This window comes from Micromonospora sp. NPDC005252 (genome assembly GCF_042872475.1).
In the GTDB taxonomy this organism is placed as follows: domain Bacteria; phylum Actinomycetota; class Actinomycetes; order Mycobacteriales; family Micromonosporaceae; genus Micromonospora.
The window spans coordinates 111,582-132,916 of sequence record NZ_JBIAKN010000013.1 but is presented as its reverse complement, the minus strand read 5'-3'; the positions used below and the strand labels follow the sequence as shown (position 1 = coordinate 132,916).

At 69.8% G+C, this 21,335-nt stretch carries 21 protein-coding genes; 11 read left to right on the top strand and 10 right to left on the bottom strand.

What is annotated here, in order from left to right; translation table 11 throughout:
• Window positions 1-92 precede the first annotated feature (92 nt).
• Window positions 93-659: a hypothetical protein gene (locus ACFYPH_RS27360; RefSeq protein WP_354859520.1), complete on the top strand. Its 567-nt coding sequence runs from the start codon at window positions 93-95 to the stop codon at window positions 657-659.
• Window positions 660-661: 2 nt separating this feature from the next.
• On the top strand, window positions 662-1,345 hold the full coding sequence (locus ACFYPH_RS27355) for a nucleotidyl transferase AbiEii/AbiGii toxin family protein (protein ID WP_354859518.1): 684 nt from the start codon (window positions 662-664) through the stop codon (window positions 1,343-1,345).
• A 183-nt stretch (window positions 1,346-1,528) separates the two neighbouring features.
• Here ACFYPH_RS27355 and ACFYPH_RS27350 read toward each other — a convergent pair whose 3' ends face one another.
• From ACFYPH_RS27350 to ACFYPH_RS27340, 3 genes are all read right to left on the bottom strand, one after another.
• Window positions 1,529-2,101 (bottom strand): transposase, encoded by a 573-nt coding sequence (locus tag ACFYPH_RS27350; protein ID WP_363936584.1) that lies wholly within the window; start codon window positions 2,099-2,101, stop codon window positions 1,529-1,531.
• Window positions 2,101-2,250, bottom strand: a complete 150-nt coding sequence (locus tag ACFYPH_RS27345; RefSeq protein WP_363936587.1) for a hypothetical protein — start codon at window positions 2,248-2,250, stop codon at window positions 2,101-2,103. Before ACFYPH_RS27345 ends, ACFYPH_RS27350 begins: the two co-directional genes overlap by 1 nt.
• Before the next feature lie 345 nt (window positions 2,251-2,595).
• Window positions 2,596-3,204, bottom strand: a complete 609-nt coding sequence (locus tag ACFYPH_RS27340; protein WP_354859512.1) for a helix-turn-helix domain-containing protein — start codon at window positions 3,202-3,204, stop codon at window positions 2,596-2,598.
• Window positions 3,205-3,379: 175 nt separating this feature from the next.
• Between ACFYPH_RS27340 and ACFYPH_RS27335 the strand changes: the two genes are divergently transcribed.
• Complete coding sequence (locus ACFYPH_RS27335) at window positions 3,380-4,075, top strand: SDR family oxidoreductase (protein WP_355132607.1); 696 nt, start codon at window positions 3,380-3,382, stop codon at window positions 4,073-4,075.
• Window positions 4,076-4,675: 600 nt separating this feature from the next.
• On the top strand, window positions 4,676-5,932 hold the full coding sequence (locus ACFYPH_RS27330) for a PP2C family protein-serine/threonine phosphatase (RefSeq protein ID WP_387185762.1): 1,257 nt from the start codon (window positions 4,676-4,678) through the stop codon (window positions 5,930-5,932).
• Here the strand turns inward: ACFYPH_RS27330 and ACFYPH_RS27325 are convergent, their stop codons facing one another.
• Complete coding sequence (locus tag ACFYPH_RS27325) at window positions 5,933-6,313, bottom strand: STAS domain-containing protein (protein WP_355068614.1); 381 nt, start codon at window positions 6,311-6,313, stop codon at window positions 5,933-5,935.
• A 202-nt stretch (window positions 6,314-6,515) separates the two neighbouring features.
• Between ACFYPH_RS27325 and ACFYPH_RS27320 the strand changes: the two genes are divergently transcribed.
• A complete protein-coding gene (locus tag ACFYPH_RS27320; protein WP_387185790.1) occupies window positions 6,516-6,926 on the top strand; it encodes an ATP-binding protein in 411 nt (136 codons plus the stop codon).
• A 167-nt stretch (window positions 6,927-7,093) separates the two neighbouring features.
• Here ACFYPH_RS27320 and ACFYPH_RS27315 read toward each other — a convergent pair whose 3' ends face one another.
• The 4 genes from ACFYPH_RS27315 to ACFYPH_RS27300 all read right to left on the bottom strand — a co-directional run bounded on the left by ACFYPH_RS27315 (window position 7,094) and on the right by ACFYPH_RS27300 (window position 11,915).
• Window positions 7,094-7,417: a helix-turn-helix domain-containing protein gene (locus tag ACFYPH_RS27315; protein WP_387185759.1), complete on the bottom strand. Its 324-nt coding sequence runs from the start codon at window positions 7,415-7,417 to the stop codon at window positions 7,094-7,096.
• 1,026 nt (window positions 7,418-8,443) lie between these two features.
• Window positions 8,444-9,814, bottom strand: coding sequence for a glycoside hydrolase family 6 protein (locus tag ACFYPH_RS27310; RefSeq protein ID WP_387185756.1), 1,371 nt, complete (start codon window positions 9,812-9,814; stop codon window positions 8,444-8,446).
• A 345-nt stretch (window positions 9,815-10,159) separates the two neighbouring features.
• Window positions 10,160-11,395, bottom strand: a complete 1,236-nt coding sequence (locus tag ACFYPH_RS27305) for a hypothetical protein (protein WP_387185753.1) — start codon at window positions 11,393-11,395, stop codon at window positions 10,160-10,162.
• Complete coding sequence (locus ACFYPH_RS27300; RefSeq protein WP_354863016.1) at window positions 11,382-11,915, bottom strand: SigE family RNA polymerase sigma factor; 534 nt, start codon at window positions 11,913-11,915, stop codon at window positions 11,382-11,384. Before ACFYPH_RS27300 ends, ACFYPH_RS27305 begins: the two co-directional genes overlap by 14 nt.
• Before the next feature lie 168 nt (window positions 11,916-12,083).
• Between ACFYPH_RS27300 and ACFYPH_RS27295 the strand changes: the two genes are divergently transcribed.
• Complete coding sequence (locus tag ACFYPH_RS27295) at window positions 12,084-13,007, top strand: PP2C family protein-serine/threonine phosphatase (RefSeq protein WP_354863018.1); 924 nt, start codon at window positions 12,084-12,086, stop codon at window positions 13,005-13,007.
• Window position 13,008: 1 nt separating this feature from the next.
• Here the strand turns inward: ACFYPH_RS27295 and ACFYPH_RS27290 are convergent, their stop codons facing one another.
• On the bottom strand, window positions 13,009-13,371 hold the full coding sequence (locus ACFYPH_RS27290; protein ID WP_354863019.1) for an STAS domain-containing protein: 363 nt from the start codon (window positions 13,369-13,371) through the stop codon (window positions 13,009-13,011).
• A 554-nt stretch (window positions 13,372-13,925) separates the two neighbouring features.
• On the opposite strand from ACFYPH_RS27290, the gene ACFYPH_RS27285 reads away from it, so the two are divergent.
• The 5 genes from ACFYPH_RS27285 (at window position 13,926) to ACFYPH_RS27265 (ending at window position 20,298) form a co-directional block, all read left to right on the top strand.
• The gene (locus tag ACFYPH_RS27285; RefSeq protein ID WP_354863021.1) at window positions 13,926-15,296 is read left to right on the top strand and encodes a lectin; all 1,371 of its coding nucleotides are present in this window, start codon (window positions 13,926-13,928) and stop codon (window positions 15,294-15,296) included.
• 356 nt (window positions 15,297-15,652) lie between these two features.
• Window positions 15,653-18,109, top strand: a complete 2,457-nt coding sequence (locus ACFYPH_RS27280) for a ricin-type beta-trefoil lectin domain protein (RefSeq protein ID WP_387185748.1) — start codon at window positions 15,653-15,655, stop codon at window positions 18,107-18,109.
• A 190-nt stretch (window positions 18,110-18,299) separates the two neighbouring features.
• On the top strand, window positions 18,300-18,701 hold the full coding sequence (locus tag ACFYPH_RS27275) for a YbaB/EbfC family nucleoid-associated protein (RefSeq protein WP_355134558.1): 402 nt from the start codon (window positions 18,300-18,302) through the stop codon (window positions 18,699-18,701).
• Window positions 18,659-18,865 (top strand): hypothetical protein, encoded by a 207-nt coding sequence (locus tag ACFYPH_RS27270; RefSeq protein WP_355066612.1) that lies wholly within the window; start codon window positions 18,659-18,661, stop codon window positions 18,863-18,865. Before ACFYPH_RS27275 ends, ACFYPH_RS27270 begins: the two co-directional genes overlap by 43 nt.
• Window positions 18,866-19,047: 182 nt before the next feature.
• Window positions 19,048-20,298 carry a GAF domain-containing protein gene (locus tag ACFYPH_RS27265; RefSeq protein ID WP_387185744.1) on the top strand — a complete coding sequence of 417 codons (1,251 nt, stop codon included), beginning with the start codon at window positions 19,048-19,050 and terminating at the stop codon, window positions 20,296-20,298.
• Between the two features lie 40 nt (window positions 20,299-20,338).
• Here the strand turns inward: ACFYPH_RS27265 and murQ are convergent, their stop codons facing one another.
• Entirely contained in the window at window positions 20,339-21,232 is an 894-nt protein-coding gene (gene murQ / locus ACFYPH_RS27260; protein ID WP_387185741.1) for an N-acetylmuramic acid 6-phosphate etherase, read from the bottom strand.
• Window positions 21,233-21,335 lie beyond the last annotated feature (103 nt).

Genomic DNA, 21,335 nt, shown 5'->3' with positions numbered 1-21,335 from the left:
GATCCCAACCATGCCCACGAGGAGCAACGTCTTCGCCAGCACGATGGGAAACAAGCCAAGCGTGCTGGGCCTAGCGTAGTAGGCTGACGGGCATGGGTCGGTTCTCCGAGGATGAGCTGCACGCGGTTGTCTCCAGGTATGAGGCGACGCGGGCACAGGCGTTGACCGAGCGGGACGAGCAGTTGCGGGCGTTTCATGCGGCCGGCTGGCGGCCGGTGGACCTGCAGCGGGTCACCGGATACAGCCGGGAGACGATCCGTCAGGTGCTACGACCGGAGGTCCGGCGGGCGACCAACATCAACCGACGCAGGACATCACCCCAACCGCCGGCGGACTACCAGCCCTACGGCGACCGGAGGCCCTACGTCGTGGCCCAAACCCTTGCCGAACTGCACGGCCCCACCGAAGGCGCGGTGACGCTTCCGCGTCATCTCGACTGGTCCGGGCACCCCGAGTACGACCTGAACCGGACCACACGCCTGGCCAGCATGTACAAGGTGGTACTCACCGAGGCGAGCACGGTCGAGGACCTGAACACCTGGCTCGACGCCGACCTCCTCCGAAGGCTCTGGCCCACCCTCTGGCTGCCACCCCAGCTCCGCCAGCGCTGGGAAGATGCCTTTCCCGAACTCGCCGCAAACCGCAGCAACGCGGCATAGCGGTGGACCCCTTCCACGAACGCCTCGCCCGTACCGGGCTCGGGGCAGCCGATCGATACGGCTTCGCTCTGGCGGGCGGCTACGCGGTGCAGGCCGCCGGGCTCCTGGAGCGACCCAGCGAGGACGTCGACCTGTTCACCGCCTGGGACCGCCGCGAGGAGTTCACCACCGCGGTCACCGCCGTCGTGCACGCCTACCGAGACGACGGCCTGACCGTCGAGACCGAGCGGCAGTACGACACGTTCGCCCGGCTGGCCGTCACCGACGGCATGCGGATCTCCAAGGTCGAACTCGGCGTGGACTGGCGTGCCAACGAACCGATCCTCATGGCGATCGGACCGGTACTGCACCCTGACGACGCGGTCGCGAACAAGATGAGCGCACTCTACGGGCGAGCGTTCGCTCGTGACTTCATCGACATCGACGCCACGCTCCGATCCGGCCGCTACACGCGCCAGGCCCTTCTCACCCTCGCGCAGCGCGCCGACCGTGGTTTCGACCGCCGCGTCTTCGCCGACGCTCTCGGACAAGCCACCCTGCTCGATCCTGACGACTTCGCCCAGTACGGCGTCGCCGACCGAGCGCTGGACGATCTTCGTAGCCGATTCGCCGAATGGCGCCGGGAGCTGCTCGGCGAGAACGAACCCGCCGAGGATGCCTCGGCTTCCGGCTCGCGGCAGCATTAAGCCTGCACTCAGGACCCACAGCGTTCCAGCTGATCTTCGGCAAGCGATCGCAGCAAGGCCGCGAAGCGACCGGCACATACAGGTAGAAAACAAGAACCCGCAGGTCATCGGCCTGTGGGCATCGGCGGAGCGTCGGGTTAGGAAACCGATGCTCTATCCCCTGAGCTACGAGGGCGCGAGTGGTCAGTGTAACGACCTGCGCGTTGACCCGCGTTGGCAGGGACTGACCACGTTGCGGTGCTTGTAGAGCTGCTTGTCGGAGACTGGCGGCCGGCCGCCGCAGCTGCCGAGTCGACGGCTGCCCTGCTGGTCAGCGCGTTCGGGGATGGTGTGCCCGATACCGCGCTGGCGTAGGTCGGTCCGGATGGCCTTGGAGCTGTAGCCCTTGTCGGCGATGACGTGATCCGGGCGAACCCGAGGTCGAACGGGCCCGGACCGCTCGACCCGGATCGCGGCCATGACCTCGGTGAAGCGGCTGCAGTCGTTGACGTTGCCGCCGGAGAGCACGAACGCCAAGGTCCGCCCGTCGCGGGTCGGAGCGCGCAACGCGGCGAGTGCCGGGTCGTCGTACCGGGCGTTCGCGACCACGAGCGCCCGCCGCAGCCCGGTCACGGGCCGGCTGGGTTGAGCCAGGAGCGCTGCCACGATCGGCGCGACATCGACGTCGGCGGCGACCTCCACGTCGACCCCGGCTACGGTCAGCCGCACCCGGCGGCGGCCGGCGACGCGGGCGAGGCAGCCGCGGATCGCCTCCACTACCTTCGTGAGGCCCCTGCGGTCCGCAGGGCGGTGACGATGAACGCGATCACGCCGAGCGCTCGATCCCGGGCGCCGTCGGGCGCGGTGCCGGTCGCCGCCGCGTCGATCCGAGTCGCGCCCGCGTCGGCCAGCGCGAGCCGCAGCATCCCGGCCAGCTCATCGACGCCGTCTGGCCCGCACCGTCCTAGCGGAACTAGCGCTCGTCTCGCCGGCCGCTTGGCCACCGACGTTTGACGCACTGACTGTCACGGCGATACCCCGACCGTCCTGCAGCGTCGTAGCGCTGGATACCAACGCCTTGTCAGAACAGGTCGGCGGGTAGCTGGAAGGTCAGCCATCCGGCGACCGCACCGTGCGCCTCCAGTCGCACGGGCGGGTGCCAGCGCGGTCACAAGGGATCACAGCAGTACGTCCCTGCGACCCGCGCCCGCGCCCGCGCCCGCGCTGCAGGAGCAGGAAACCCTAAGGTCACCTGCGTTGGCCGCTGCGGGTCAGCCCCGCACCGCAGCCAGGCACTCGTCGTACAGGTCCATGATGTCGCCCTTGCCGTCGTTGGCGACCCACGTCATCGATGCGGCATCCAGGCACGCGAACGCCGTCGCGATCACCGCGCGCGCCTTCGCGCCCTCCTTGTCGGTAGCTGCGTCCATACGGGTCTCGATGAGCGGCAGCAGGTTCTCCTGGAATCGCAGTCGCTTTTCAAGCCAACCGGCACGCAACGAGGCGGTGTTGTGGAGGAGGCGGAACCGCTCCAGGGCCTGTTCTCGGCTGTCGTGCAAGGCCAGTACGGCAGCAACCCCTGCGCGCAGGGCCTCCCAGACACCGGAATCGGCAGGCTGTTCGCCGATCGTGTCCATCAGGACCTGCCCGAACCGGTCCTGACCTCCGCCGAGAAGGTCCTCCTTGGTGCCGAAGTAGCGGAAGAGGGTGCGCTGGGAGACGCCGGCCTCCCGGGCGATCTGGGCGATGGTCGTCTCGTCGTAGCCCTGCTCGGTGAACAGGCGCAGCGCCGTCTTGAGGATCTCCTGGGAAGCCAGCTGCCGTGTCCGGTCCCACAGCGTGGTCGGTGCGCCCGTCGCTGACTTGGCCTCCTGCTTCATGCCACCCAGACTAGCCCGGCACTGCCATCCTGACAGTGACATCACGTTTGGCAGTCACTGCCAGGATGTCGTACGCTGCCAGAGGCAGTGACGCAGCATGCCCACGGCCCCACGGACAGGGCCGCCCCCGGCCCAGAAGTACGCAAAGGAGCGCATCATGCCTGCACCCACAGCTTTGATCACCGGTGGAACCAGCGGCATCGGCAAGGCGACCGCCGAACTACTCCACTCCCGCGGCTACCGCGTCATGGTCACCGGCCTCGGCAATGTCGCCGACGCCGGGCTTCCCGAAGACGTCACGGCCGTCCGGGCCGACGCACGGTCCCTGCCAGACATCGACCAGGCGATGGACCAGGCGCGCCAGCAACTCGGCTCCCTCGACCTGCTCTTCCTCAACGCGGGCATCTCCCGCCCCGGCCCGATCGAATCAACCGACGAAGACGCCTTCGACGTGCTGTTCGACATCAACGTCAAGGGAAACTTCTTCACCCTGCAAAAGGCGCTGCCGCTCCTCAACGAGGGCGCCTCGGTCGTGTTCACCGTGGGCGCCGCCGAAGGGCTCGGGGCCGCGATGACAGCAGCCAAGGGCGCTCTGCTACCCCTCATGCGGTCCCTCGCGCTCGAACTCGCCCCCCGCCGCATTCGCGTCAACGCGGTCAGCCCGGGAATGATCAACACCCCTGTCTACAGCAGGATGGGTATCTCCCAGGAAGTGATCGACTCCTGGGCCCGGGACGTCCCGCTCGGCCGCGTCGGCGCTCCCGCCGACATCGCCGAAGCCGTGGCCTTCCTCGCCTCGGACGCCGCCGGCTACATCACCGGCGACAACCTCACCGTCTCCGGCGGCATCGGTGTTCACTCCAACGCCTGACGAGCAATTTGGCTCTGATCTGGAAGGTTCACCAGGTCCGATGCTCAGGCTGTAGCCCTGGCGAGCCGACGGCCCGAGCGGGAAGCCGGCCGACCGCCAGGCACCGGACTGCGACACGGATGCAGCCTGTCGTGATCCACTTCTCGTGATCGGCCTGCCTGCCTTGCCCATTACCCCTGCCTGCCCGATTGCCCTGACCGCCTCTCCCAGCCGAGGACCACCCCGAGCACACGAACGCCGGTTTGCGACCGGCGGTCGGCCGCAGTGACCCGTGTTGGCACCGGTTGGCACCGGTTGGCATCCGCTGGAGAGCACACACCGCACACATCGTCGAGGATCAATGGCCTTCGTCCCCATACCCCGTCGCCGGCGTTGCCACCGAAGAACCTGGGAGCGCGGGTCTGTCCCCGGTTCGCTTGGACCCGCCGCGATCCTGGCCACGACGGTCCCCACGTGTCCGCACATGCCAGATTCAGGTGTCCGGGAACGAGGGGAAGCTCACTCCAGGCCCCTGAATGTGAAACCTGGTTTGGGCTGTCGACGCTGTGGTGAGGATCCTCGTGCTCGGCGATGACCAGCCGGGTCTCGTAGGCTCAGGCCGTGGAAAGCAGCCGAGGGTGGATCATGGCGCAGCTGTTGGATGCGGCGGAGAACGCCTCCCCCGTCGACGCGGTCGACGCGGTCACCCGGGAACTCGGTGTGGCGCTGGGGGCGCGGAGCGTCGCGTTCTTGATCGCGGACCTCAGCGGCCGGGCGCTGGTCCGGCTGACCCGCGTGCCGCTCGGCGGAACCGGTGCGGGACGCCGGGGCGGTGACGAGGTCGCCACGGTGATGCCGTTCGATGGCGGCCCCGCCGAGCAGGCGCTACGCACCCAGACGGTGCATGTTGTCCCGCAGCCTGACACGTGGACGGTGCTGGCGCCGGTGACCGACCGCGGTGAGGCCATCGGCCTGCTCGAAATGAGCCTGCCGGACGAGCCGGACCCGCGGGCGCTGGAGGAGATCACCCGTACGGCACACGTGTTGGCATTCGTGGTGATCGCCAACCGGCGGCACACCGATCTGTTCGAGTGGGGGCAACGGACGACCCCGTTCACCCTGTCCGGGGAGATCCAGCGGCGCCTGCTGCCCGCCTCGTTCACCTGTGAGGCCAGCGCGTTCACCCTGTCCGGCTGGCTGGAACCCGCCGCCAGCATCGGCGGGGACACCTTCGACTACAGCCTCGCCCGCGACGTGCTGCACTTCAGCGTCACCGATGCGATGGGCCACGGCGTGGCCAGCGCGCTCACGGCCACCCTGGGCGTGGGCAGCCTGCGCAACAGCCGCCGCCGCGGGGTCGGTCTGGTGGAACAGGCCGACGCCGCGAATGCCGACGTGGCCGGCCATGCCACCGTGCCCGGCGGTTACATCACCGCGGTCCTCGGCCGTCTCGACCTGCGCACCGGCGTGTGCGCGCTGCTCAACGCCGGGCACGTCCCGCCGATGCTGGTACGCGACGGGAACACTCGGGTGCTGCCACTACCGCCCAACTTCCCGCTGGGAATGTTCGCCGACGCCGGACACCGCGCTGGCGAGGTCGAGCTGCGGCCGGGCGACCGTCTGGTGGTGATCACCGATGGCATGCGGGAGCGCAACGCCGCCAACCTGGATTTACCGACCATGTTGCGGTCGATCACCGGTCTGCATCCACGAGAGGCCGCCCGGGCGTTGGCCGACGCCGTCCTGGAGGTCAGCGGACCAAAGCTGGCCGATGACGCCACCCTGTTCATCCTCGACTGGCACGGCGGGCACCGCGAGGACCGGCGTACCAGCGCCGGCGCCGACCAGGAGCGTGCCAGCGCCGCTCTGCCCGACTGACTACCGGCCTGGCGCGTGGTCGGTGGACGGCACATCGGCTTCGGCCGCCTGCACGCTGTCATAAACCTGGATCACTCGATCCACCGACGTGACCGTCAGGACGCTGTGCACGGCGGGCTGCGGTGCCGCGAGGCTCATCCGACCGCCCACGTCGCGCAGCGCCTTGAACATCACGACCAGCGCGCCCAGTCCGCTGGAGTCCATGAATCCCACCCCGGCCAGGTCCACCACCACGTGGTGGTCACCGGCGTCGACCAACCGTTGCAGACGCTCGCGCAGCTGCGGGGATGTCGCCATGTCCAGCTCGCCGCGCGCCTCCAGCACGGTGCAACCCCGGCCCGGCCGGACCGACAGCAGCAGTTCCACAGCAACCTCCCCCACGCCCCGATGATCCCCGCCTACCCTATTCTGCCGACGGGTGAACCGCCGTCGGCCCGGGCACGTCGAGCCGGCACCTCTGACTGTTTCGCCTCAGCAGAACCGGGGTAGGGCTGATCACCACTGGAGCATCGCGCCTCAGGGTGACGCGGTAGGCCGACGGTTCAGGCACGGGCCGGGGAGGAGCTGTGCAGTGCGGGTGAGCATGAACCTGTCACTTCCACGGCAACCGTCGTCGGTGACCCGCGCCCGCCACGTCCTCACCACCCTGCTGAGCCTCACCGATGTCGCCGAGGACTCCCGTGACCACCTCGCCGTACTGATCAGCGAGGCGTGCGCCAACGCGGTGCTGCACGCCGATCCCGACAGCGTCGTCGACATCACCATCGTCATCGACGACGACGTCTGCCTCCTCGAGGTCGGCAACCGCGGCAGCATCCCCGACGGCGGTGGCCTCGACGCCGAACTCCCCGCCCCGCTCACCGTCGGCGGTCGTGGACTGCCCCTGATCGCCGCGCTCGCCGACACGGCAGCCTTCGTCGACGGGCCACCGGGCCATGTGCTGCTCCGCATCACCAAACATCTCACCGACGCACGAACGGCACCGATCCGATAACCGGACGCCCGCGCCATCCGCCGAGTCCGAGCCGATGTCCGGTCTTCGGTGGGGGCGTCTGGCGGCTGGCGGCCGACATGGAAAGAGGTGCGACGAGCAGGAGTACGCCGGCAGAGCCGAGGTGGTTCGCGCTGGCGAGCCAGTCAGCTCACCGCCCGCCGATGACCTCAGGCGTCAGTGTGCCGCGTCCCATGCTGCTGGTTCTGGTTTTGCCGGAGGGCTTCCTCCAGCTGGTCTTCGAGGATGATGATCCGGCAGGCAGCCTCCAGGGCGGTACCCTGGTCGACCATCTCCCGGGCTCGAGCGGCCAGGCGAAGCTGGTAGCGGGAGTAGCGGCGGTGCCCACCGGTAGAGCGGTGCGGGTTGATCAGTTTCGCCTCGTCCAGGCGGCGCAGGAAGTCCTGGGTGGTGCCGAGCATTTCCGCAGCTTGGCCAATGGTGTAGGCCGGATAGCTCTCGTCGCCGAACATGTCGTCGGGGTTCTGCCCCATGCCACCTCCACGTCGAGGGCCCCGGCGCTGACGCGCCGGGGCCCAGGGTTACGGGTCAGAACACCATCTACCGACCGAAACGTCGGCTTGTCGTATCCACACCAGCCGCAACGAACGGCTTCGGGTGCGAGGATCGCGTATGCGTGACCGGAGACCACCTCTCGTTCGATGGAAACTGCGGTGTCCGCCCGGCCTGACATGACGGCCGACGGCGGGCGATCCAACGGTGTACGGCCCTCCCTTTCCTCTGCTACTTCTTTACCTTGCTGACGTACGGTCCGCCGGTGTTGGAGCCCCACGCGACTTCATGGCCCCCACACGTACGGCGAACAACAGCTGGAGCCCCAAAAAGAGCCTTGGCCCCACCTGCGCCCGGCTCGCATCACGCCGGGCTGTGTTCCTACTGCCTTCTTCCATAGAGGAACGATGGATCACGTTCCGCTCCTCGCCGCCCGTCGTGATCTCACGGCCGGACAGCCCGTCTGCGTCTTGACGGATCTTTGCTCTCTCGACTCGAAGAAGAGTATGCCACACCGCAGAGGATGTCTAGTCTTCTCGGCCTAGATTTGTTGGTCGCCACCCATCAGAGTGGCTGACCTGCTGAATCTCTACGTGAGTTGTCGCAACCGCTCTCCCGAACTCTCCCTGACGGAAAGGCAGGGTCGGTGTCGGTCATCGAGGCGAAGCCGGACAGCCGCGTGGGGCGGACGAATCGCGTCCCAGGCCGCCGCTGCCGACTACCCCTGAACTGCGGTGGCGTGGTTCAGGGTCATCGGTCGTCGTCGACGACCGTAGTGAGGTCGGAGCCGGCGGCGGAGCGGGGCATGACTGGGATCAGCACCGTCGCGACCCGCGATGTGCAGGGCGCCGAGAATGATCCGGGTCGCGGCATCCATGCCGGGACGGCGGTCGGTCTGCCAGCGTCGATGCCGCCGCTGCTCGCCGTACTCGGTCCGGCCCGTATCCAGCACGGGGCCGGGCCCGGCGCGGAGAGTGGTCCTCCACGCCGGGCCGTCGCAGCCGGAATCAGCTGGCCGCGCAGATGACCGTCGCCGGGCCGGTGCCGGTGCCCTGGAAGCCGAAGTTGGTCGACTGCCCGGCGCCGACGTGTCCGTTGTAGCCCACGTTGGTGAACCGGACGGTTCCGCTGGTGCCGCTGGCCTGGGCGTTCCAGGTGCCGGTGATCGCGGCGCCGCTGGGCAGCGTGATGGTCGCGGTCCAGCCGTTGATGTCCGCAGAGCCGGCGGTGACCGTCACGCTCGCGGTGAATCCGCCGGACCACTGGTTGACCGCCACCGACGCGGAGCATCGGTTACCGGTCGGCGGCGGCGTGGTCGGGGGCGCGGTGGTCGGCGGGGCCGTGGTGGGCGGGGCGGTCGTCGGCGGGGCCGTGGTCGGCGGAGCGGTCGTCGGCGGGGCCGTGGTCGGCGGAGCGGTGGTCGGCGGGTTGGGCACGCCGTTGGCCAGGCTGTAGGCCAGGTCGGGCTGGAACGAACCAGCCGTGTAGCGGCAGCCGTCGGCCTCGCCCGGCGGCTTCACCCAGAGGTACGCGTCGATGTTGCTGTCGCCGGTGTTGGTGGTCGGGTACGTCCCGATGCGCCGGTCGGTGTTGTCGTCGCCGCACCAGTCCCCGCTGGCGCCGCCGTTGCGGCTGGTGTCGATGACCTGGCGCTTGCCCGAGATGCCCATGCCGTTGAGGGCGGAGATCACCGAGCGGCCGAAGTTCGCCTCGCCGGAGGTGGAGTTGAAGTTCGACACGTTGGTGAAGAAACCGTCGGCGTACTGCACGCCGGCCGCGCGGAGCCGGTTGGCCGTCTCACCCGCGCTGTTCCAGGTGGAGTGGCCGCCGTCGAGGTACACCTTGGCGTTGGGGTTGGCCGACTTGATGGTCCGGGTGGCCGTCGTGATCGCCTGGTTGCGTGCGCTGATCTCACCGCTGCTCAGGCACGTCTGCAGGGCGAGCGAGTCGGTTTCCAGGATGATCAGGACCGTCTGGTTGCCGAGTCCTCTGGCGAAGTTGGAGACCCACGTCTGGTACTGGTTGAGGTCAGGGGCGCCACCCGCGCTGGCCCCGCCGCAGTCCCGGTTGGTGATCTCGTAGACCGCCAGCACCGGGATCTGCTGGGCCGCGTTGGCGGCGCCGACGAACCCGGAGACCTCGGACTGCACGGTCGACGGGTTGAAGTTGGCGAACCAGCGGGCCTGCGGCTGACTGGCGATCTTGTCGCGGATGACGGCGGCACGCGAGTCGCCGGGGTTGGCGGCGACCCAGCGGACGACGGCCGAACTCGGGTCGCGGTAGAGCGACCCGGACACCGTGCCGGCGGACGCGCCGCCGACGGCGTAGCAGACGCTGGCCGCGGCGGTGCCCGCGATGGCCGCCACACTGAGGGCCACCGATCTACGGCGCCGGGGGGAGAGGATAGCCACGACGTGTTTCCTCCTGATCACATTGATGTATCTAAGTTCATGGGAGCGTTCCCAAGGACGGTAGCGGAGGCGGGCGTCGCTGCCAAGAGTGCGGGCTCGTCGTTGAGGCAGCGGCCGGGTGCGTCACGGCTCGCGCAGGGCCACTGCGACGCGACAGCCGTCTCCCCCGATCAGGCGGTGGCTGGTCGGCCCGCTGTCGCTGACGACCACGAACGCGCGACGGCGGTGACCGCACCTGGTGTGCGATCACCGCCGTTGCTGCGCGGCAGGTGGGAGACGATCCGTGCTGTCGTGGTGGCCGGTGCCGATCGTTTACGGCTGCAGAGCGTCCGCGGCGGGGGTCCAGGTCGACTCGTTCCCGACGTCGGCGACCGTGACCCCCTTGGCGATCTTCTCCAGCTCGGCCCGTGGCAGTCCGTTGCCAAGGCCGCTGGTGCTGACCTGGACGACGACCTTCCCGTCGGCGCTCCAGATGTTGCAGAAGCCACCGTCTTCGGGGCCGGTGCCCTGGCGGCGCTGGTCGGACACGTTGTAGCACTTCGTCGCGCCGGGCTCCGGCGACTGGTTCGAGCTGGTGCTGGGCGTGACGAAGATGTGGAACCCGTCCTTGATGGCGCCCTCGACCATGTCGTAGGGCGCGGTCAGGCCCGTGGTGGGCGCGGCTGGCCTGGTGTACGTCGCGCCGCCGTAGTCACCGGCACGGGCCGCGGCGATGCCGCTGAGACCGGGAAGCGCGTGGGTGCCGATCTGCAGCGGCACGTAGCCGCCCGGCACGTAGCCCACCGTGAACGGCACCAGAGCCGGCGTCGGCTTGCTGGGCTTCAGGCCTTCGACCAGGCCACCCAGGTCCTCGAAGCTCGGCGTCGCCTCGTCGCTGGAGATCGACGTGACAGCCGCCCAGGCGTTGTCGGCGTACTCCCAGGCGAACAGCTTGTTGCCTGCGTCCACCTGGTTCTGCGGGTCGAGGCCGACCGGCAGCAGCGCCCGCACGGCCCTGCGCCCGGCCACGGTGACGTCCGTGCCGCCCTTGATCTTCGCGGGGTCGAAGACGCCCGGCCGGTAGACGGTCAGATACGCCCACAGGCTCGGCTTCCCCCCGGCGGCCTTCTTCTTGTCCTGCTCGGTGGCGCCGCCCAGCGCCGCGGCCTCTTCCTCGGTGAGGGGCTTGTCGTTCGAGGTGTGGCCGTCGGAGTAGACCGAGGCGATCTGGTAGGCGGTGGACGCGACGATCGGGTCCTGCACGTGCAGGGTGCCGGCGTCGTACCCCTGAAAGGTGAAGGTGAACGGCACGGCGTCGGACCACGTGGCCTCGGCGACCTTGGACGTCGCCGCGCCGACCGGGGCCGGCGAATTCTGCTCGGCGCCCAGGGTGGGCAGCACGAACGCGCCGGCGACCGCGACCACGACGAGACCGGCCACGCCGGCCGACGCGAACCCGGCCCGGCGACGCCGCTCGGCCCGCCGCCCTGCCACGATGATGTCGTCCGCGGTGCGGGCCATCGGCGGCTCTTCGCCCGTCACGGCGTCCACGAACTCATGCAACTGCATTGGTCCACTCCTCAATCGACTTTCCGGTGAGATTGATGCGTTCGCCGGCTAGTGACACGCGCAGCTTCGCCAGGCCACGGGAGACCTGACTCTTGGCTGTGCCGACCGTGCAGTCGAGGACGCCGGCCGTGTCCTCCAGGCTCAGACCCAGGTAGTGCCGGAGCACCACCGCGGCCCGCTGCCGGGGCGGCACGGCGTCGAGGGCCGCCCGCAGGCGCATCCGCTCGTCGGTCGCGCCGGTCGGGTCCCGCAGCGCGACGTCCGGCATGGCGTCGCCAGCCGCCCGCTCGCGCCGCCAGGGCCGGCGGGTCTCGTCGACCGCGGCCCGATAGACCATCGTCTTGACGTAGAGATCGGGTCGGTCCAGCTTCCTCCAGCGGGGGTAGAGCTTGACCAACGCGTTGGCCACGGCGTCCTCTGCCGTGTGCCAGTCGCCGCAGGTCACGTACGCCAGCTTGCGCAGCGACGCCATCTCCGACGTCACGAACTCACGGAATGCCTGCTCGTCTTCGGCTCTCAAGTCGACTGCCTCCTCGTGACGGAGGTAGAACGGATCCGGTCGCCCGGGAAGTTGCACGCCCGGAGGAGTAGTTGTGCGATCACCATTCGTGACGCGTCTCAGCGCGGGCCTCCGCCGCCCGTACGCGGCCTTTTCCTCGGCCGCTGCCGGGCGACGGTGTTGGCGCCGGTGACCGACCGCGGCGAGGCGATCGGCCTGCTCGAGATGGTCCTGCCGAACGAGCCGGATCCGCGGGAGCTGGAGGAGATCGGCCGCACGGCGCACGTGTTGGCGTTCGTGGTGATCGCCAACCGGCGGCACACCGACCTTTTCGAGTGGGGGCAACGCACGACCCCGTTCACCCTGTCGAGAGAGATCCAACGCCGCCTGCTGCCCGGCTCGTTCACGTGTGAGGCCAGCGCGTTCACCCTGTCCGGCTGGCTGGAGCCCGCCGCGAGCGTCGCCGGGGACACCTTCGACTACAGCCTCGCCCGCGACGTGCTGCACTTCAGCGTCACCGACGCGATGGGTCACGGGGTGGCCAGCGCGCTGACGGCCACCCTGGGGGTGGGCAGTCTGCGCAACGGTCGACGTCGCGGGGTGGGCCTGGTGGAGCAGGCCGAGGCCGCGAATGCCGAGGTGGCCGAACACACCGCCGTGCCCGGCAGTTTCGTCACCGCGCTACTGGGCCGTCTCGACCTGCGCACGGGCGTGTGCGCGCTGCTCAACGCCGGGCACATCCCGCCGATGCTGGTACGCGACGGGGACACCCGCATGCTGTCGCTGCCGGGCAACTTCCCGCTGGGAATGTTCGCCGAGGCCACGTACTGCGCCGGCGACGTCGCGCTGCGCCCCGGCGACCGTGTGGTGGTGGGCACCGACGGAGTGCGGGAACGCAACGCGGCCAGCCTGGATCTGCCGGCCATGTTGCGCTCGATCGCCGGTCTGCACCCCCGCGAGGCCGTCCGGGCGTTGGCCGACGCCGTGCTGGAGGTCAGCGGACCGACGCTCGCCGATGACGCCACCCTGTTCGTCGTCGACTGGCACGGCGGACACAGCGAGGACCGGCGGACCAGCGCTGGCGCCGACCAGGAACGCGCCAGCGCCGGGTGAACTAGCGGCCGGTCGCGTCGGCGGGACGGAGATCCGCTTCAGCCGCCGGCACGCTGTCGTAGATGCCGATGACCCGATCCACCGATGTGATCGACAGGACACTGCGTACGGCGGGCTGCGCCGCGGCCAGGCACAACCGACCCCCGACATCCCGTAACGCCTTGAACATCACCACCAGCGCGCCCAGCCCGCTGGAGTCCATGAATCCCACCCCGGCCAGGTCCACCACCACCAGGCGCTCCCCGGCATCAGCCAACCCTTGCAGGCCTTCGCGCAACTGTGGGGACGTCGCCATGTCCAGCTCGCCGCGCACCTCGAGCACCGTGCAGCCGCGGCCCGGCCGGACCGACAACAGCAAATCCACTACAACCTCCCCACACCGTTGACCTCCCCCTTACCCTATTTCGCCGAGGGGCGAACCGCCGTCGGCCATCGGCGGCCGTGGACCGCCCCTGACCAGCGCACTCGCCGACACGGCCGCCGTCGTTCCCGACGCACCAGGCCAGGTGCTGCTCCGCATTACCGAACACCTCGCCGACGTACGAGCAGCCCCGCACCGCTGACCGGACGCCCCGGGCCGCAACCCGTTGGACACGGCATTGACATATTTCACTGTCGGATCTAGCGTCGGAGCGAATCGATTCGACCGCGGGCCGGGCATCTCCGGCATTCTCCGACGGCCGGTCGTGTGGTGTTCGGGCGAACAATGTGGCCACCGACGATTCAACGACCAACTGGTCCCGCATGGGCGGCGAGACCAGTGGCGGGTACCTGTGGCGACGAGCCGGGCGTCGGCGTGGGCACATCGCGTCTTCCCGCGGTTCCTCGGCGACGAGCGGTGTCGGCGGGGTGACCAGGAGTGGTCGTCGCGCGCCCCTTCACCTGAATCAGTTCGTGCCGAATGGCGGGAGCCCCCTCATGACAAGACGTAGACCCCTCCTTGGTTCTCTTGCGACGGCCGCGCTCGTCGTCGCGACCGTGGGCGTGGCGGGAATGACCGGCGGCCTGAGCGCCACCGCGTCGGCCGCGAACGTCACAGCGGCCGCCGCGACCGCCGGGTGCGGCAAAGCGCCCACGTTGACCAGCGGTTCACGCTCCATCCAGAGCAGCGGCCAGAACCGTAGCTTCATCCTGAGGATCCCCGACAACTACGACCGGAACCACCCGTACCGGTTGATCTTCGGATTCCACTGGAACGGCGGCACCGCCAACGACGTCGACGGCGGCGGCTCGGACGGCGCGGCCTGGTCGTACTACGGACTGCGGCAGCAGGCGAACAACAGCACCATCTTCGTGGCCCCGCAGGGCAACGGTAACGGCTGGGCCAACCCCGGCGGCCAGGACGTCACCTTCGTCGACAACATGATCAGCCTGATCGAGGCCGACCTCTGTGTCGACACGACGCAACTCTTCGCGCTCGGCTTCAGCTACGGCGGAGGCATGAGCTATTCGCTGGCCTGTTCGCGAGCGGGTGTCTTCCGCGCTGTAGCGGTCTACTCCGGCGGGCAGCTCAGCGGGTGCAGCGGCGGCACCCAGCCGATCGCGTACATGGGAATCCATGGCATCGGGGACCCGGTGCTCAACATCTCCGCCGGACGGTCCCTGCGTGACACGTTCGTGCGGAACAACGGCTGCACCCCACAGAGCCCGCCCGAGCCGAGAGCGGGCAGCCTGACCCACATCACCACCACCTACTCCGGATGCCGTGCCGGCTATCCCGTGGTGTGGGCCGCCTTCGACGGCGGGCACACCCCCGGCCCGGTGGACGGCGGCGGGGACAGCGGCGCCAGGACCTGGACCAAGGGCGAGGTGTGGAGGTTCTTCACCCAGTTCGGCAGCACCGATCCGACGCCGAGCCCGACCGCGTCACCCACCGGCGGTCCGACCACCCCGCCTCCGAGCGGCACGTCGGCCCTGCGCAACACCGCCTCCGGGCGGTGCCTGGACGTCAACGGCGCCTCGCAGGCCAACGGCACGGCGGCGATCATCTGGGACTGCCACGGCCAGAGCAACCAGAGCTGGACCTCGACGGCCGCCCAGGAGCTGCGCGTCTTCGGCGGCAAGTGTCTCGACGTCAACGGCGCCGCCACCGCGAACGGCAGCTCGGTGATCATCTGGGACTGCAACGGCCAGTCCAACCAGCGGTGGCGGCTCAACGCCGACGGCTCGATCACCGGAGTGGGTTCGGGCCGGTGCCTGGACGTGGTCGGCAACGGTACGGCCAACGGCACGCGCATCCAGATCTGGGACTGCAACGGCGGGGCCAACCAACGATGGAGCCGGAGCTGAGCCCGGCGGACACCTCGGGGACGCACCGATAGAAATCGCTGCGCCCACCACGGGGCCGGGGGGGGGGGGGGGGGGGGGGGGGGGCCCCCCCCCCCGGGGGCCCCCCCCCCCCCCGCCCCGCCCTGCCGGTGAACGCTCGACGCAGCATTCATCGAACCTTTTGTGAGGCTCCGACGATCCCGCCGCCCAAGATCGCGGCATTTGTGGTTGGTCGTTGCCGTTGACCGCCGACCGATGCGGTGCCTAACATACGACGTCTGCTTATTAATGATCTTCGATAAGAGGCCTCCGCGGTACGACAGCTCGACACCTGCCGTACGGCTTCGGGGTCGAAAGCGGTTGGGGAGGCGAGTCAGATGTTCGGTAGAGGGAGTCATCGGCGCAGCACTGGCGAGGGCGGGCCGCGCCGCTGGTCATGGCGAAGCACGCGACGTCCGCGTCGGCTGACCGCTTCGGCGCTGGGAGGGGTGGTCCTGGCGGCGGCCGTGCTGACCGGGTTCGCCTCCCCCGCCCAGGCGGCAACCGCCATCACGATCAACGGCGGATCCGGTGGACGGGCGCTCGACGGGATCGGCGCGGTCAGTGGCGGTGGCGGCAACAGCAGGTTGCTGATCGACTACCCGGAGCCCCAGCGCAGTGACATCCTGGACTACCTGTTCAAGCCGGGCCGCGGCGCCGCCATGCAGCTGCTGAAGACGGAGATCGGCGGGGACACGAACTCGACCTCCGGGGCGGAGCCCAGCCACGAGCACACCCGGGGCGCCATCAACTGCAACCGGGGCTACGAGTGGTGGCTGATGGAGCAGGCGCGGGCACGCAACGCCAACATCGCCCTGGCGGGCCTGGCCTGGGGAGCGCCGGGCTGGATCGGGAACGGCAACTTCTGGTCCAACGACTCGATCGACTACCTGGTGGCCTGGCTGGACTGCGCGGCCACCCACGGGCTGACCATCAACTACCTCGGCGGGTGGAACGAGAAGGGCTACAACGCCACCTGGTACAAGAACCTGCGCTCGGCTCTCAACTCCCGCGGCTACAGCAGCGTGAAGATCGTCGCCTCGGACGACTTCGGCTGGGCCGCCGCCGACGAATCGCTGCGGGATCCGGCGTTCGCCAACGCCGTACAGGTCTTCGGCAGCCACTACGTCTGCGGATACCGCAGCGCCCAGTCCAGCTGCCCCAGCTCCAGCAACGCGGTGTCCACCGGCAAGTCGCTCTGGGCCAGCGAGAACGGCTCCGACGACTACAACGCCGGCGCGCAGGCCCTCGCCCGCGGCATCAACCGCGGCTACATCGACGGCAAGATGACCGGTTACATCAACTGGCCCGCCATCGCCGCCATCACGCCCAACATCCCCTGGGCGACCACGGGTGTGGCGGTGGCGCAGCAGCCCTGGTCCGGTGCCTACTCCATCGGCAAGAGCACGTGGGTGATGGCGCAGACCACGCAGTTCACCGCCCCGGGCTGGCGCTACCTCGACGGATCGACCGGCTACCTCGGCGGCAACCGCAACAACGGCAGCTACGTGTCGCTGAAGTCCACCAACAACAGCGACTACAGCACCATCATCGAGACGATGGACGCCGGCTCAGCGCAGACCCTCGACTTCACCGTCACCGGCGGGCTGTCCACCGGCGCCGTGCACGTCTGGTCGACGAACGTCCGGTCGAACAACACCGCCGACCACTTCGTCAGGGGCAGCGACATCACGCCGAGCGGCGGGCGTTTCTCGCTCACCGTCCAGCCCGGCTACGTCTACAGCATCACCACCACCACCGGGCAGGGTAAGAGCACGGCGGCCAGCCCGGCGGCGGGCAACCTGAAGCTGCCGTACAACGACACCTTCGACAGCTACGCCGTCGGGCGCGAGGCGAAGTACCTGATGGACCAGCAGGGCTCGTTCGACATCGCCGGCTGCGGGGGTGGTCGCGCAGGCCAGTGCGTACGCCAGATGTCGGAGCAGACGCCGATCTTCTGGACGTCCGGCCAGGCCGAGCCGTACACGCTGCTGGGTGACCTGTCGTGGCGCAACTACACGGTCTCCTCGGACGTCATGCTGGAGAAGTCCGGCTACGCGCAGCTCATCGGACGCGCCAACACGTACAACCACCAGGGCCCGCAGAACCTCAACGGGTACTACTTCCGGGTGACCGACGGTGGCGCGTGGTCCATCCGGAGCAACAACACCAGCGGCAACTGGCGCACGCTGGCCAGCGGAAACACCTCCGCGCTGGGCACCGGGCGCTGGCACACCCTGTCGCTGACGCTCAACGGGAGCACCCTCACCGCGGCCATCGACGGCACCACCGTCGGAACGGTCTCCGACTCGACCTGGGTCGCCGGCCAGATCGGGTACGGCACGGGTCAGGGAGTCACCGCCCAGTTCGACAACCTCTCCATCACGCCGGTCGGCAACTCCGGTGAGCCGGGCGCGACCGGAGCGATCCGCGGCGCTGGCTCCAACCGGTGCCTGGACGTCAACGGGGCCAGCCAGGCCGACGGTTCGGTGGTGCAGATCTGGGACTGCAACGGCGGCGCCAACCAGCAGTGGACGCTCACCACGAGCAACCAACTGACCGTCTACGGCAACAAGTGCCTCGACGTACCGGGCACCGCCGCGGGGACCCGTGCGCGGATCTTGACCTGCAACGGCGGTAGCGGCCAACAGTGGCGGGTCAACGCCGACGGCACGATCACCGGGGTCGGATCGGGGCTCTGCCTGGACGTCAACGGCGCGGGCACCGCCAACGGCACCGCCGTCCAGATCTGGACCTGCACCGGTGGCAGCAATCAGCAGTGGATTCGCGGCTGAGCGGTAGGAGTCCGCACGAGGACCCGTACCCGATTCGCGACGGCCGGCCGCTCAACTGAGCGGCCGGCCGCCGTCCGTGCGGACAGCCGCCGCGCGGACTCCACGTCGGAGGGTCAGGACGTATCGTGTGGTGGCCGCGCCCCCGGTGTCACCTCCGAGGCGGCCGGCAGCCGTCACACGGGGAGGTCTGATGGCGCAGTTTCCCAGCGGCGACTTCGGCGCGGCGACCGAGCGGTTCGTCGCCTCCTGGTCGGCGGGCATCTCCGAGCGGGCCGCCCGGGCGCAGGAGTTGTCCGAGCGGGTGGCGGCGCTGTCGGCGACCGCCGACGGTGCGGACGGCGCGGTCCAGGTGACCGTCGCCGCGTCCGGTGCCATGACCGACCTTCGACTCGACGACCGGGTGTTGCGGTGGCGGGCGGACGAGATCGCCGCCGAGGTGCTGGCGGTGATGCGCCGGGCACAGGGGCGCCTGGCACCGCAGGTGGCGGAGGCCGCGGCGGAGACCGTCGGCGCCGATTCCGCACGTTCGCCCAGCACACCAACCGGCGGGTGGCCGAGTTCCGTTGGCAGCCGGGCCAGGCGGTGTCGCTGACCATCGTCGACCCCGAGTGGGGCGCGCTCGCACAGGACTTCTACGACAACGGTGTGCCGGTCGGCGCGGAGCGGGTGCCGCCGGAGGCCGGTCCGGACTTCATGCGCGCCCTGCTGCAACGCTTCCGGATGAGCTACTACAAGTTCGTGGACGAGAGCGGCTGAGCCGCCGCCGCACCGGTACGACAGCCGCTGCCTGAGCATCGGTACGCTGCACGGCGGCTTCGCGGTCTTCCCCGTACTCTGGCGACCGTCAGCGGGCGGCGGACCATGAGCCATCCGACGAAGTCGTACAGGAGAGGGGCGACCACGGCATGACGGCGGTATCGGGCCAGCGGTCGACTGCGGTGAGTGCCGGGGAGACGGCCGAGGAGGATCTGCGGGCGCTGTTCGGGCAGTCCATCGCCGTTTTCGCGTCGCTCGTGGGGCCGACGCATGTGGTGGAGACGGCGAACCCGGCGTTCTTCGCCACCATCGGTGAGGAACGGGCGCGCACCGGGGTCCCGATCGCCGAGCTGATGCCCGAGTTGGCCGGTCAGGGCTTCGTCGCTCTGCTGGACGAGGTCTACCGCACGGGTGAGCCCTACACCGGTCGGGACGCCCGGGTCGTGCTGGGGACCGGTCCGCACGCGCGGGAGGCGTTCTTCGACTTCACCTACGAGCCACGCCGCGACGCCAGCGGCACCGTGACCGGGATCCGCGTGATCGGTGTGGAGACCACGCAGGTCAAGCACGCCCAGCGGTTGATGGCCGAACACCGCGCCATGCTGGAGCAGATCGCCCGCCAGGCGCCCCTGGCCGAGGTGCTCGACGGAATGGCCCGCTGCATCGAAAACCTGGCGCCGGAGCAGGTGCTCGTCTCCGTGCTGCTCGCCGATCCGGACGGCCGGCACCTGCGCCACGGCGCCGCACCGAGCCTGCCCGAGTTCTACAACCAGGCCATCGACGGGATCGCCACCGGCGAGGGCGTCGGCTCGTGCGGCACCGCCGCGCACCGGCGGGAACCAGTCATCGTCACCGACATCGCCAACGACCCGTTCTGGGACGACTTCCGCGACCTGGCCGAGCGGGCCGGCCTCGCCGCCTGCTGGTCGATGCCGATCATGGCCCGCGACGGCAGCCTGTTGGGCACCTTCGCCATGTACCACCGCACCCCGCGTGTCCCGCAGGACGCCGATCTCGCTCTGGCCCGGGTCTTCGCCGACACCGCGGCCCTGGCCATCGAACGCCACCACGTCGAGCAGGCGAAGACGGCCGCCGAAGCACGCGCCAAGGCCGCGCATGAGGAGCTGGCCAAGGCGGTACGCGCGGAGCGGCAGCTGCGCGCCGAGGCCGAGCAGCGCGCCACCGCCGCCGCGGAACTCGCCGACCGGATGCGCGCCGCCGCGGCCGCACAGGCCGCCCGACCGCACCCCGAGCACTGCCAGCTCGGCGGCGACCAGGGGTGCGCCGCACCAGCGAAGATCAAGATCGCCGATTCGTGGGGTGATGCGGCGTGGGGCTGCGAGGCCCACGTCGAGGAGGCCATCCTCAACGTGCGGTCGGTGTTCATCGCGAGCGAGGAGCTCGGCGGCCTGGCCGCCTACCTGAACCGCTGACCACCGGGGCACGCCAGCGACGACGCGCGACGCGTTGCGGTCAGGCCGCGACGGCCGCCCGGACGTCATCGTCGGCGGCGCGCAGCCGTACAGCGGCCTCCTCGGCCGTGCAGTGGGCGAGCAGCAGCACGATGGCCGTCTTGGCGTGCCCGTGCGCCGCCGCGAGCGCCCGCGCGGCCGTGTCGAGGTCGGTGTCGGCGGCCTCGGCGACGATCCGGCGTGCCCGGTCGACGAGCTTGGCGTTGGTGGCGTTCATGTCCACCATGAGGTTGCCGTAGACCTTGCCGAGCCGGGCCATCGTGGCGGTCGAGAGCATGTTGCAGACGAGCTTCTCGGCGGTGCCGGCCTTGAGCCGGGTGGAGCCGGTGAGCACCTCGGGGCCGGTGGGCACCTCGATGGCGACGTCGGCGTGCCGGCTGATCACGGCGTCGGTGTTGCAGGCCACGGAGACGGTCGCCGCGCCGCGCGCGCGGGCGTGATCCAACCCGCCGACCACGTACGGGGTACGGCGGCTGGCGGCGAGCCCGACCACCGTGTCGCGGGCGGTCAGGCCGACCGCGTCGAGGTCGGCGACGGCGCGGGTCGGGTCGTCCTCGGCGCCCTCGACGGCGACGCCGAACGCTCGTGCCCCGCCGGCGAGCAGACCGATGACCCGGTCGGGCGTCGTACCGAAGGTGGGTGGGATCTCGACGGCGTCGAGCATGCCGATCCGGCCGCTGGTGCCCGCGCCGAGGTAGATCAGCCGTCCGCCCTGGCGTAGCGACGCCACGATGACGTCGACGGCGGCGGCGATGTCCGGCACGGCCCGACGGACGGCGTCGGCGACCGAGCGGTCCTCGTCGTTCATCGCGAGAAGCAACTCGGTGGGAGACATCCGGTCGAGGTCGCTGGTCTTGTCGTTGCGGGTCTCGGTGCCGAGGGTGCTGAGGTCCATCCGGTGTTCGTTCCTCTCGCTGATGTTCAGCCGCCGAGTGCCACCGGGCGCGTCCTGCTGGGCCAACGCGCCCTCTATCAGCAGGCTGAAACCACAGCGTAAC